This is a genomic window from Streptomyces sp. NBC_00370 (assembly GCF_036084755.1).
Taxonomy (GTDB): Bacteria; Actinomycetota; Actinomycetes; order Streptomycetales; family Streptomycetaceae; genus Streptomyces.
Window position 1 is genome coordinate 1048704 of the sequence record NZ_CP107968.1, and the last position, 12194, is coordinate 1060897.

The following is a 12194-nucleotide window of genomic DNA, read 5'->3' on the forward strand; positions in this document are numbered from 1 at the left end:
TTCCGGTCATCAGAAATTGCCCTCCGGGTCGTAGTACTTCTCTGCGTTCTCCTTGGTGACGCGCGGTGAGGGGACGACCGTGTCCTTCTCGGTCTTCTTGCCGTCGAGGATGTCCACGGTCCTGTCCAGGCCGAGACTGCCGATCTGGTCGGCGTCGTTCAGCCCTGTGACCAGGTAGTTGGTGCCGTCGAGGATGGCCTTGAGCGCCTCGGTCTGGCCGTCGACGCCCGCCAGCACGATCTTGTCCTGGCGCCCCGCGTCCTTGACGGCGCGCTGGGCGCCCAGGCACATGGCGTCGTTCTCGCAGGCGACGGCGCTGATGTCGGGGTGCGACGCGAGCAGGCTCTCCATGACCTTCAGGCCGCCGTCGGTGCTCCAGTCGCCGAAGTCGGGCGCCTCGACGAGCTTGATGCCGAAGGCCTGGGACAGGGCGGCCTTCACGCCCTTCGTCCGGTCGAGCCCGATGCTGTTGTCGGCGGGGCCGCCCTTGACGATGGCGACGGTGCCGCCCTTGGGCAGGTGCTGGGCGAGGAACTGGCCGTTCTGCTTGCCGATCGCCTCGTTGTCGGGGCCGATCCAGCTGCTGTAGGTGCCGCTGCGGAACTTGCGGTCGACCAGCACTGCGGGCTTGCCCGCCGCTTTGATGGAGTTGAGGACGGCGGGCGCGGACTCCAGCGGGCCGCCGGAGACGATCACCGCGTCCACGTTCTTGCTCAGCAGGTCCTCGACGTTGGAGGCGAGCTTGGCGGCGTCGCCGCCGGCGTCGGTGGAGACGATCTCCACGTCCTTCTTCTTGGCCTGTGCCTTGATCGCTTTGTCCATGCCGATGAAGTAGGGCCCGCTGAGCGTGAAGTTGGCGATCCCGACGGTGTACGAGCCGTCGCCCTTGCCTCCCCCGCCCGCGCCGTCGGACGAGCAGCCGGCGAGCGCGGCGGCGACGGCTCCGGCCATCAGGACACCGGATATTTTCCTCATGATCATGACAAGCTTGCCTTTCCGGGATGCGGTTCGCTCACGGGCGCCCGGAACCGGCCGGTGCGCTGTACGAGGATGACGGCGATGATGATCAGGCCCTTGAGCACCTGCTGCCAGAAGCTCTGCACGTCGTAGAGGTTGAGCAGGTTGTTGATCAGGGCGAGCACCAGCACCCCGGCGAAGGTGGCCCGCACCGAGCCCTTGCCGCCGGCGAGGCTGGCCCCGCCGATCACACAGGCGGCGATCGCGTCGAGTTCGAAGGCGGTGCCGACGCTGGGCTGGGCGATCCCGACCCGGCTGGCGAGGATGACGCCCGCGAGTCCCGCGCAGGCGCCGCTGATCGTGTAGGCGAGCACGATGTGGCGGCGGACCCCGATGCCGGCGAGCCGTACCGTCTCCGCGCTGCCGCCGATCGCCACCAGCGAGCGGCCCGCCGGGGTGCGGCTGAGGAAGACCCCGCCGACCAGGAAGACCGCCAGCATGATGATCGTGGAGACGGGCACTTGCCCGACCGAGGTCGAGCCGAGCTTGAAGAAGCTCTCCTTCTCTGGCGACACGGGGGTCTCCGAGTAGACGAAGGCGAGACCTCTGATGGTGGTGAGGGCGGCCAGCGTGACGACGAAGGGCGCGAGCTGGAAGCGGGCCACCAGCGCCCCGTTGACCAGGCCGAAGCCGACGCCCGACGCGATGCCGACGAGCATGGCGAGCGGTACGGGCAGCCCGGAGGAGAGCCCGGCCGCCAGGATCCCGGAGACGGCGACCACGGAGCCGACCGACAGGTCGATCCCGCCGGTGAGGATCACGGTGAGCATCCCGAAGGAGAGCAGTCCCGTGGTGACCATCTGTTTGAGCAGGTTGGTGATGTTGCCCTGGGTGAGGAAGGCGTCGGTGGTGGATCCGGCGACGACGACGAAGGCGACGAGCAGGACGACGAGCCCGGCCTCCAGGGTGAGGTCGCGTCCCGCGACGACCAGCCGGGGCATCCGCCGCCCCGGGGTCGCCGGGCCCGCTTCCGCGGGCGGCTCGGCGGACGTGGTGAGCTGTTCGGTCATGCGGCGTGTCCGATCGCGTGGGCGAGGACGGTGTCCTCGGTCGTACGGTCAGAGGGAAGTTCGGCGGCGATGCGGCCCTCGCGCATCACCAGCACCCGGTCGGTGGCGCCGAGCACTTCGGTGAGGTCCGAGGAGATGAGCAGGACGGCCATCCCGTCCCTGGCGAGTTCGTCGAGCATCCGGTAGATCTCGGCGCGGGTGGCCATGTCGACGCCCCGGGTCGGCTCGTCGAGCAGCAGCACCCGCGGCCGGGTGAGCAGCCATTTGGCGAGGACCGCCTTCTGCTGGTTGCCGCCGCTGAGCGCGCGTACCGGCAGCCTGGCCGCGTGCGCGGGCCTGATGTCCAGTTCGCCGACCATCCGGCCGACCTCCCGCCGCCGTCTGCCGGTGTCCAGCAACGGCCCCCGGGTGGTGGTGCGCAGCGTGCTGAGTCCGATGTTCTCCGCCGTGGTCAGGCCGAGGACGAGCCCGGTGCGTTTGCGGTCCTCGGTGACGAGGGCGAGCCCGGCGGCGATCGCCTCGCGCGGGGTGCGGAAGCGGTCGGCGGCCCCGCCCGCCGTGCGGACGGTCCCGGCGCGCGCGGGCTCCGCGCCGAACACGCAGCGCGCCAGTTCGCTGCGGCCCGCGCCGACCAGGCCGAAGAGCCCGGTGATCTCACCGGCCCGCAGGGTGAAGGAGATGTCGGCGAACTCGCCGGTGCGGTGCAGACCGGCGACGGTGAGCAGGGGTTCGCCCGGCTCCGGCCGCCGGCCGGGGTAGAGCTGTCCGGGTCTGCGGCCCGCCATCAGCCGGATCAGTTCGTTCTCGTCGGTGTGCTCGGGTGTGGTCTCGGCGACCACCCGGCCGTCCTTGACGACCACGATGCGGGTGGCCAGCTCGGTGATCTCGGCGAGCCGGTGGGAGACGTAGACGATGAGCACGCCGCGCTGCTGGAGCCGCCGGACCAGCGCGAACAGCGCCTCAAGATCGCCACCGGCGAGGACCGCCGACGGCTCGTCCAGGACGAGCACCTTCGGCTCGCCGCCCTCGGTGACCAGCGCCTTGGCGATCTCCACCATCTGCTGGCGGGCGACGGTGAGCGCGCCCGCCCTGGTACGCGGGTCGATGGCGCCGTAGCCGATGGACTCCAGCAGGTCGCGGGCGCGGGCATGGGCGGCGCGCCAGTCGACCAGGCCGCCGAAGCGGCGGGGGAAGTGCCCCATGAGCAGGTTCTCGGTGACGGACAGCTCGGGGACCAGGGTCAGTTCCTGGTGAACGGTGCGGATGCCGTGGCGGTGGGCGTCGTGCGGCGAGCGCAGCTCGACGCGCTCCCCGTCCAGCCATAACTCGCCGGCGCTCATCCGCTCGGCACCGGCGAGGATCTTGATGAGGGTGGACTTGCCGGCCCCGTTGGCGCCGACGACGGCCAGCACCTCACCGGCCTGTCCGGTCAGATCGACGCCGTGCAGCACCTCGGTCGCGCCGTACGCCTTGTGCACCCCCCGGACGCGCAGGGCGGTGCGGGTCGCCGTGCTCACCCGAGGGCCTCCATCACGACGATGGTCTTCTGCCGGGTGAACTCCAGCGCCGTGTCGTGCAGCCCCTCGGCCGAGCCGCCGGTGTCCTTGGGACCGCCGAACGGAAGGTTCTCGGCGCGCAGCGCGGTGGAGCCGTTGATGACGACCCCGCCGACGTCGAGCCGGTTGGCGAGGCTGAAGGCGCGCTTGATGTCACGGGTGAAGACGGCGGCCTGGAGTCCGTACGGCGACTCGTTGGCCATCCGGACGGCGTCGAGCGGGTCGGTGAACCGGGCGACGGGCGCCACCGGGCCGAAGATCTCCTCGGCGAGCGCCGGGCTGTCCTGCGGTACGTCGACCAGGACCGCGGGCGTGCTGAACGCGCCGTCCCTGGCGCCGCCCGCGACCTTGCGCGCGCCGTCCGAGACGAGCGCGGCGACCGCTGCCTCCACCCGCCCTGCCGCGTCCTCGCTGATCAGCGGGCCCACGTCGGTGCCGTCGGCGAGCTGGTCGCCGACGGTCAGTTTGGCGGCGCCCGCCAGCAGGGCGTCCACGAAGGCGTCGTGCACCCCGTCCTGCACGTAGATCCGTTTGACCGCGCAGCAGATCTGCCCGTTGCCACGGGCGAGCCTGCCGAGGACGACGGCCTCGGCGGCCGCCGCCACGTCGGCGTCGTCGCAGACGATCAGCGCGTCGTTGCCGCCCAGCTCCAGATGGACCTTCTTCAGGGTGTCGGCGGCGCGGCGGGCGATCTCGCGGCCGGCACCGGTGCTGCCGGTGAGGCTGACGGCGGCGGCTCCCGGGCGGCCCGCCAGCTCCTGGGAGACATGCACACCGCCGGTGAGGAGCTGGTGTGCGCCGTCCGGCGCACCGGCCCGCTCCACCAGCTCGCCGATGCGCAGGAGCGCGAGCGGACAGCGTACGGGCGGGTGGACGAGTACGGCGTTGCCTGCGGCGAGCGCGGCCGCCGCCTTGTGGGCGTACAGCTCGACCGGGTAGTTGAAGGGCACCAGTGCGGCGACGGGGCCCAGTGGTTCCCGTACGGTGACGGCGAGATGGCGTTCCAGGCCGGGTACGGCGCCGAGCGGGATCTGCCGGCCGAACAGCCGGGTCGCCTCACCGGCGAACCCCCGGAAGATCCGGACGGCGGCCTTGACCTCCTCGGTCGTCTGGAAGAGTGGTTTCCCGTTCTCCGCCGCGAGCAGCCGGGCCAGCGATTCCTGTTCCGCTTCGATCAAGTCGGCTGTGCGCAAGAGGAGTTGGGATCGCTCCCAGGCGGGCAGCGCGGCCATGGCCCGGTGTCCTGCGGCGGCTGCCGCGAGAGCCGCTGTGATGCGGGCGTCGGTGAAGTCCTCTATCTCGCCGAGGAGTTCACCGGTTCCTGGGTTACGCACGGGCAGCGTTGCGGTACGGCTCGACATGCGTGGCTCTCCTGTAGGGACCTCGGCAGGTGCGGTTCGTCTCACAGAATTCCTGCGATGCTGGCGCACCGTCAGCAATTCGTCAACACATCTAACAAAACCGGTGAAGGACCCTCCGGGCCCTTTCCCTTCCCTGCGGAATGAACGCAGAGTGACCGGTTCCGGTACGCCGGAAGAGGGCCTGACGACGGTTGGCCACCGTCGGTGATCCCTGTGCAGTGACGTGTGTTCGCAGTTGTAACGACGTTCACGCGCAGGCCACGCCCGGTGTCAAGCATCAAAGGTGTGACCAGGGGGCCGTCCCCTGGCTCGCCAGCTGATGCGTTCGCACTCCGGGAGACCGCACCATGTCACGCATACGCTCCGCAGTCACCGCCCTCGACCGCCGGTCGTTTCTCGCCGCGACCGGCGCGGTCGGCGTCTCGGCCGGAATCGGACTGGCGCTCGGTGCCGGCGGCGGTTCCGACGCGGCGGCCGCCGCACCGGAGTCGTCCGCTCCGGCGGTGCCCGCGCCCCGTACCGCCCCCTCCCCCACCCCCACGCCGGCCGTACCGGCCAGGACCACACTGGACTCGGTCGCCGCCCCGCGTAACAACCTCGCCGCCTTCCGGCGGCTCGGCGAAGGGCCCGGCTGGCACCGCGTCATCAGGGAGCGGCTGGCGCCGGCCAAGAAGGGGCGCGCCGACCGGCGTACCGTCCTCAGCTCGTTCGTGCAGCTCACCGACCTGCACCTGGTCGACGTCCAGCACCCGGTACGCACCGAGTACCTGCGCGCGCGGCAGCTCAGCTCCTGGCGTCCGCACGAGGCGCTCACCGTGCCCGGCGCCGTCTCCCTGGTCGAGCGGATCAACGCCCTCACCGCGGGTCCCGCGACCGGCGCCCCGCTGTCCTTCGCCGTGACGACCGGCGACAACACCGACAACAACTCGCGGGCGGAACTCGACTGGTTCCTGACCGTCATGAGCGGCGGCCGGGTCACCCCCAACACGGGGGACGGCAAAAAGTACGAGGGCGTGCAGAATTCCGGTGAGCGGCTGTACTGGCACCCCGAGGACGCGCTGCGCGACCCGGACAAGCAGCTCGGCTTCCCCAGGATCGACGGGTTCCTCGACGCCGCGACGCGTTCCGTCGACAGCCCGGGACTGCGGATCCCGTGGTACTCGACGGTCGGCAACCACGACTCGCTGGCCAGCGGCGCGATGGCGGACCGATCCGGTTTCCTCGCCGAATTCGCCGTCGGTGACCGGAAGTTGTTCGCCGTCCCGGACTCCGATGCCGACGCACTGGCGAAGGCGCTGACCGCCGGCAGCAATCCGGCGGGCGGCGAGCTGGTCGATCTGCTGCGCCGCGAGAAGCGCCGGATGCGCACCGTCACACCGGATCCGCTCCGGGCCCCGTTCGGCCCCCGCGAATACCTCCGGGCGCACCTCGACCCGGCCTGCACGGGACCGGGTCCGCTGGGCCACGGCTACAGCGCCGCCAACCTCGACAGTGACACGCTGTACTACACCTTCCCGATGGGCGGGAACGTCATCGGCGTCAGCCTGGACACCACCGACCGCGCCGGACACTTCCTCGGCTCACTCGGCACGGCCCAGCTCACTTGGCTGGAGCGAACACTCACGGAGAACAAGGACGCGCACGTCGTTGTTTTCAGCCACCACAACAGCTGGACGATGACCAACACCCACCGTGATCCGGCCAGACCGGGCGAGGCGCGCCACACGGGCGACGAAGTGGTGGCCCTGCTGCGGCGCCACCGTAATGTCCTGGCGTGGGTCAACGGGCACAGCCACCGCAACGCGATCCTGCCGCACGGCTCGTTCTGGGAGATCTCCACCGCGTCGCACGTCGACCACCCGCAGCTCGCCCGGGTCATCGAGATCACCGACAACGGCGACGGCACACTGTCCCTGTTCACCACGCTGATCGAGTCGGGCGCGCCGTACCGCACCGACTTCGACGACCTGTCGCAGACCGGCCTCGCCGGCCTCTACCGCGAACTGGCCCAGAACGCCCCGGGGCGCGGCACCGCGGGGGTCGGCGAGTCCGAGGACCGCAACACGGAGCTGCTGCTCAGCCGGTGACGGAGGCCCCGGTGACCAGGGTCTGTACGGCCGGTCCGTAGAGATCGGCCAGCTGCTCGGGGGTGGCGGCGGCGCCGGCGCCCGCCGCGTGCAGGCTGAGCGTGGCGCTGAGCCCGATGAGCTGTCCCGCGATCAGCTCGGCCCGCAGCGCGCCGCCGGGTCCCGGCAACAGCCCGGCCAGCCGCTGGGTGATCTGCTCGCCGAACCGCTCGCGCAGCAGCGCCCGTTCGTCGTCCTTGCCGAGCGAGAACACCACCCGCAGCAGCAGGTCGCCCTGCGCCCGCTTGGCGCGCACCACGGTGAGCACCAGATGCCGGCCCAGTTCGGCGGGCGGTACGGCGAAGAGCAGGTCGGCCGCGGGGGCGAAGTCGGCGACGGTGTTGAAGAGCTCTTCCTTCGTGCCGAAGTGCTTGACGATCAGCGAGGCACTGACGCCCGCGTCCGCCGCGATGCCGCGCAGCGTCACCTCCGCGTACGGCCGTACGGCGAAGGCCCGCCGGGCGGCGCGCAGGATCGCGCCCCGGCCGCTGCCAGGATCGGTGGCTTCCGCGCTCATGCGTTCTCCTGGGCGAGCGATGCGGTCCGGTCCCTCCCGACGCTACCGGTCGCGGGTGTCCTGCCGCTCGGCAGACACAGCGTGACGGCCAGCGCCGCCAGCGCCACACCGCCCGAGATCAGGAACACCAGCAGATAGGCGTGCAGGGTCGGCGCGGTGAGCCCGCCCACCGTGAAGGTGACGTTGGCCAGGACGGCGGCGACCACCGCGCTGGAGAACGCCTGGCCGACCGAGCGCATCAGGGTGTTGAGCCCGTTGGCCGCCCCCGTCTCGGCCACCGGCACCGAGCGCATCACGAGCGTGGGCAGGGCGGAGTAGGCGATGGCGGTGCCCGCGGCGACGACGGTGGCCCCCAGGATGATCGTCCAGAGCTGATGGCTGGTGAAGAAGCGGATCACATAGCCGACGGCGAGCGTCCCGGAGGCGATCGCGAGGGCGGTCTTCGGCCCGTACTTGGCGGAGATCCTGGCCGACACCGGTGACAGCGCGACCATCGCGATCCCGCCGGGCAGCATGCACAGACCGCTGACCACGATGGACGCGCCGAGGCCGTAGCCGGTGGCCTTCGGCTCCTGCACCATCTGCCCGGTGGACAGCGAGTTGGCGTAGAAGGCGAAGCCGATCAGCAGCGCGGCGATGTTGGTCAGCAGCACGGCGGGCCGGGCCGAGACCCGCAGGTCGACCATGGGCGAACGGGTCCGCAGCTCGAAGCGGCCCCAGGCGAGCGCGATCAGTACCGCGAGGACGAGCAAACCGAGGGTGCGCCCGGAGGTCCAGCCCCAGTCGCCGCCCTGGGTGACCGCGAGCAGCAGGCTGACCAACGCCGCCGACAGACCGAGGGCGCCCCAGGCGTCGAACCTGCCGTGCGAGCGGCGCGACGACTCGGGCACGCAGAGCAGGACGAGCACGATGTCGAGGACACCGAGCCCGGCCGAGGCCCAGAACATGGTGTGCCACTCGTAGTGCTCGATGACGAAGGCGGCGATGGGCAGTCCGACGGCGGCGCCGATGCCGAGCGTCGAACTCATCAGCGCGACGGAGGAGATCATCCGGGCGGGCGGCAGTTCGTCGCGCATGATGCTGATGCCCAGCGGTACGACGGCCAGCGCGGCCCCCTGGAGGGCCCGGCCGACGATCAGCACACCGATCTCGGAGCTGACGGCGCACAGCACGGAGCCGAGGGCCAGCACCGCGAGCGAGGCGAGCAGCACCCGGCGCTTGCCGTACATGTCGCCGACCCGCCCGAGCACGGGGGTGCAGACGGCGCCGGTCAGCAGCGTGACGGTGACCAGCCAGCTCGCGGCGGCGGGGGTGGCGCCGGTGAGGTCCGGGATGTGCGGCAGGAGCGGTACGACGAGCGTCTGCATGACCGCGACCACCACGCCGCAGAACGACAGGACGGCGACGAGGAAGCGCGGGTGCGGTGCTTCGACGGGCTCCTCGACGGGCGCGGATATCTCTCCGGACATGTCACTCCGTATGTGCTGTGCCGACGTTTGTACGCGGGGGTGTACAGGTGTTCACCCATCAGGGTAAACGCCTGTGCACCCCTCGCCCTACCAGGGGCGGTGCGACACCCGGCACACTGTCCTGGGCGGTTCCGGTCAGGAAACCCGCCGCGGGAACACCGCTCGACCGCCGTGGGAGGCACGATGGCGCTGCAGATCAGCGCGACCAACCCGGAGCATCCGGCCGTACTGCTGGATCTCCCGTGGAACACTCCGCTGGACGCCTGGCCCGCGGAGTGTCTGGTTCCGCTCCCCCGCGGTATCTCACGCCATGTGGTGCGCTTCGCCTCGGCGGGCCCCGAGGTGGTCGCCGTGAAGGAGATCACCGAGCGGGCCGCGCTCCGCGAGTTCGGACTGCTGCGAGACCTGCACCGGCTCGCCATCCCCGCCGTCGAGGCGGTGGGTGTGGTGACGGGACGGGTGGACGTGCACGGCGAGCCGCTGGAGTCGGCGCTGATCACCCGCCACCTCAAGGGCTCGCTGCCCTACCGGTCGATGTTCGAGTCGACGATGCGCCCCAGCACCGTCAAGCGGCTGATGGACGCGCTGGCCGTGCTGCTCGTACGGTTGCATCTCGCCGGGTTCGCCTGGGGCGACTGCTCGCTGTCGAACGCGCTGTTCCGGCGGGACGCGGGCGCGTACGCCGCGTATCTGGTGGACGCGGAGACCGGCCAGATCCAGCAGAACCTGAGCCACGGCCAGCGGGAGTACGACATAGAGCTGGCCCGGATGAACATCGCGGGCGAGCTGATGGACCTGGAGGCCTCGGGCTCCCTGCACCCGTCCGTCGACCCGGTCCCGTTCGGCGCGGCGATCGTCAAGCGCTACGAGGACCTCTGGCACGAGCTGACCCGCGAGTCGGTCTACCCGGTCGACAAGCGGCACTACATAGACCGCCGGATACGGCGCCTGAACGAACTGGGCTTCGACGTCGCCGAGATGCAGATCCAGAGCTCCCCGCAGGGTGACACGGTCACCTTCCTGCCGAAGGTGGTGGACGCGGGACACCACCAGCGGCAGTTGCTGCGGCTGACGGGCCTGGACGCCGAGGAGAACCAGGCGCGCCGGCTCCTCGGCGACCTGGAGGTCTGGATGGCGGGCCAGGACGACTACGCGCCGGGCGATCCGCTGGGGGCCAGGCCCGAGGTGCTGGCGCACCGCTGGGTGCGCGACGTCTTCCGGCCCACGGTGCGGGCGGTGCCGCTGGAGCTGCGCGGCGAGATGGACGCGGCGCAGATCTACCACGAGGTGCTGGAGCACCGCTGGTACCTGTCGGAGAACGCGGGGACCGACGTGGGTCTCGCTGCGACGATCGCGGACTACGTCGCCAACGTGCTGCCGCACTCGGCTGCGGCGCTGAACCCGCCGGAGACCGACAGCGTGGACGTCATCTCGCCCTGAGCCGCGACACCCCCGCCCGCGCGCGTCCCGTGCGTCACTGGAGGGCGCGTACGGCCGCGGTGAAGACGGTGGGCAGCCGTGCGGCGGCCGGCACGATCAGCCGGGCGCCCGCCGCGGTGCCCGCGACCCGCACCAGGCCTTCGGTGAGCAGCCGGTGGCGCCGGGACAGGGCGCGCCAGCGCCGTTCGTACGCCTCGGGCCGTCCGGCGCGCAGGCAGCGTACGGCCGCCTCCGCCGAGGCCAGCGCGAGCGCGACGCCCTCGCCGGTCAGCGCGTCCACGTAACCGGCCGCGTCGCCGACGAGCAGCACCCGTCCCGCGACCCGGCGGCGCACCCGGCGGCGCAGCGGTCCTGCGCCGCGCACCGCGCCGGCCGCCGGCCGCCCTTCGAGCCGGGCGCGCAGCTCGGGGAAGCCGGCCAGATGCTCGTCGAAGCCGCGCCGGACCGTGCTCAGCACGGCCACCCCCACCAGGTCGTCGCCGACGGGTGTCACATACGCCTCGCCGGCGCCCGACCAGTACACCTCGACGAAGTCGCTCCACGGCTCGACGCGGTAGTGGCGCCGCTGCCCGTAGCGCCGGGGCCTGTGGTCGGGCAGTTCCAGGCCGAGAGCCCGGCCCACGGGCGAGTGCAGCCCGTCGGCGGCGACCAGCCAGCGGGCCCGCAGACCGCAGGCGCTCACCGAGTCGGCGTCCTGCCGGACGTCGCGCACCCGGTCCGTCACGGTCTTGACGCCGAGTGCGTCGGCGCGCGCGGCGAGTGCGGCATGCAGGGCGGTGCGGCGCACTCCGAGTCCCGGCCCCGCGCCGAAGGTGGCCTCGGCGCTGTGCGGCCCGGCGAGATAGCGGATGCCGCGCAGCGGGTGGCCCGGCGGTGCGGGCAGGCCGAGGGCGGCGAGCGCGCGCACCCCGCTGGGCATGACGCCTTCGCCGCACGCCTTGTCGACGGGCGTGGTGCGCGGTTCGATCACCACCGCCTCGAAGCCCGCCCGGGTGGCGTGGACGGCGGTCGCGAGTCCGGCGGGGCCGCCGCCGACCACCAGCAGGTCGATCACGGGCCGGCTTCGGCGGTGGCGCCGGTGGTGTCGGTGGCACCGGGCGTATCGGTGGTGTCGGTGGCACCGGTCTTCAGCGTGCTCGTCCCGTCGTCCGTCAGGGCGAGCGCGGGGGCCAGCGCGCGGTTCTCGCAGCGGATACGGACCGTCAGCAGCCAGGCGTTCAGCAGGGTGAAGACGAGGGCGGTCAGCCAGGCCCCGTGCACGAGCGGCAGCGCGATGCCCTCGGCCACGACCGCCACGTAGTTGGGGTGCCGCAGCAGCCGGTACGGGCCGGCGGCGACCAGCGGCAGCCCCGGCACGATGACGACCTTGGTGTTCCAGCGCGGGCCGAGGGTGCGGATGCACCACCAGCGCAGCGCCTGGGCCGCTACCACGACGGCGAGCATCGTCCAGCCGAGGGCCGCGTCGAACGGCCGGTCGCCGAGCCATACTTCGGCCAGACAGCCGAGCAGCAGCCCGGTGTGCAGGACGACCATCGGCGGGTAGTGCCGACGCCCGTACTCGACGCCGCCGCGCGCCATGCTCCAGCGCAGATGCCGCTTCGACACGACGAGTTCGGCGACACGTTCGGCGCCGACCGCCAGGATCAGGACCGTGTACCAGATCATGTTCTCCCCGTCGTTGCGTATCGGCCGGCCCGG

Annotated in this window: 9 protein-coding genes and 1 pseudogene; 2 read left to right on the top strand and 8 right to left on the bottom strand. The window is 71.7% G+C overall.

From position 1 onward, the window contains the following. Positions 1–9: 9 nt before the first annotated feature. From OHS57_RS04535 to OHS57_RS04550, 4 genes are read right to left on the bottom strand one after another with little or no spacing between them, the layout of a single operon-like run. Complete coding sequence (locus OHS57_RS04535; RefSeq protein ID WP_328581103.1) at positions 10–975, bottom strand: substrate-binding domain-containing protein; 966 nt, start codon at positions 973–975, stop codon at positions 10–12. 2 nt (positions 976–977) lie between these two features. After that, positions 978–2027: an ABC transporter permease gene (locus OHS57_RS04540; RefSeq protein ID WP_078864046.1), complete on the bottom strand. Its 1050-nt coding sequence runs from the start codon at positions 2025–2027 to the stop codon at positions 978–980. Then, entirely contained in the window at positions 2024–3544 is a 1521-nt protein-coding gene (locus OHS57_RS04545; protein WP_328581104.1) for a sugar ABC transporter ATP-binding protein, read from the bottom strand. Before OHS57_RS04545 ends, OHS57_RS04540 begins: the two co-directional genes overlap by 4 nt. After that, positions 3541–4944: an aldehyde dehydrogenase family protein gene (locus OHS57_RS04550; RefSeq protein WP_328581105.1), complete on the bottom strand. Its 1404-nt coding sequence runs from the start codon at positions 4942–4944 to the stop codon at positions 3541–3543. The genes OHS57_RS04545 and OHS57_RS04550 overlap by 4 nt, the downstream gene beginning before the upstream one ends. A 347-nt stretch (positions 4945–5291) precedes the next feature. Between OHS57_RS04550 and OHS57_RS04555 the strand changes: the two genes are divergently transcribed. Continuing rightward, positions 5292–7031: a TIGR03767 family metallophosphoesterase gene (locus OHS57_RS04555; protein WP_328581106.1), complete on the top strand. Its 1740-nt coding sequence runs from the start codon at positions 5292–5294 to the stop codon at positions 7029–7031. Here the strand turns inward: OHS57_RS04555 and OHS57_RS04560 are convergent. Then, positions 7021–7587: a TetR/AcrR family transcriptional regulator gene (locus OHS57_RS04560; RefSeq protein WP_041998264.1), complete on the bottom strand. Its 567-nt coding sequence runs from the start codon at positions 7585–7587 to the stop codon at positions 7021–7023. The two genes, OHS57_RS04555 and OHS57_RS04560, sit on opposite strands and share 11 nt — an antisense overlap. Beyond that, entirely contained in the window at positions 7584–9056 is a 1473-nt protein-coding gene (locus tag OHS57_RS04565; protein WP_041998262.1) for an MFS transporter, read from the bottom strand. The genes OHS57_RS04560 and OHS57_RS04565 overlap by 4 nt, the downstream gene beginning before the upstream one ends. Before the next feature lie 183 nt (positions 9057–9239). On the opposite strand from OHS57_RS04565, the gene OHS57_RS04570 reads away from it, so the two are divergent. After that, a complete protein-coding gene (locus tag OHS57_RS04570) occupies positions 9240–10496 on the top strand; it encodes a DUF4032 domain-containing protein (protein WP_042000373.1) in 1257 nt (418 codons plus the stop codon). A gap of 34 nt (positions 10497–10530) precedes the next feature. Here OHS57_RS04570 and OHS57_RS04575 read toward each other — a convergent pair whose 3' ends face one another. Together OHS57_RS04575 and OHS57_RS04580 are read right to left on the bottom strand one after the other, a co-directional pair. Further along, positions 10531–11550, bottom strand: a complete 1020-nt coding sequence (locus tag OHS57_RS04575) for an NAD(P)/FAD-dependent oxidoreductase (protein WP_328581107.1) — start codon at positions 11548–11550, stop codon at positions 10531–10533. Positions 11551–11663: 113 nt separating this feature from the next. Further along, positions 11664–12161: pseudogene (locus OHS57_RS04580) on the bottom strand (isoprenylcysteine carboxyl methyltransferase family protein); the annotation flags it as partial. Between the last annotated feature and the right edge of the window lie 33 nt (positions 12162–12194).

Bases quoted from the DNA above. Each gene is read 5' to 3' on its own strand.
- OHS57_RS04565 (WP_041998262.1), bottom strand. From the start codon at position 9,056: ATGTCCGGAGAGATATCCGCGCCCGTCGAGGAGCCCGTCGAAGCACCG.
- OHS57_RS04560 (WP_041998264.1), bottom strand. From the start codon at position 7,587: ATGAGCGCGGAAGCCACCGATCCTGGCAGCGGCCGGGGCGCGATCCTG.
- OHS57_RS04550 (WP_328581105.1), bottom strand. From the start codon at position 4,944: ATGTCGAGCCGTACCGCAACGCTGCCCGTGCGTAACCCAGGAACCGGT.
- OHS57_RS04535 (WP_328581103.1), bottom strand. From the start codon at position 975: ATGAGGAAAATATCCGGTGTCCTGATGGCCGGAGCCGTCGCCGCCGCG.
- OHS57_RS04540 (WP_078864046.1), bottom strand. From the start codon at position 2,027: ATGACCGAACAGCTCACCACGTCCGCCGAGCCGCCCGCGGAAGCGGGC.
- OHS57_RS04570 (WP_042000373.1), top strand. From the start codon at position 9,240: ATGGCGCTGCAGATCAGCGCGACCAACCCGGAGCATCCGGCCGTACTG.
- OHS57_RS04555 (WP_328581106.1), top strand. From the start codon at position 5,292: ATGTCACGCATACGCTCCGCAGTCACCGCCCTCGACCGCCGGTCGTTT.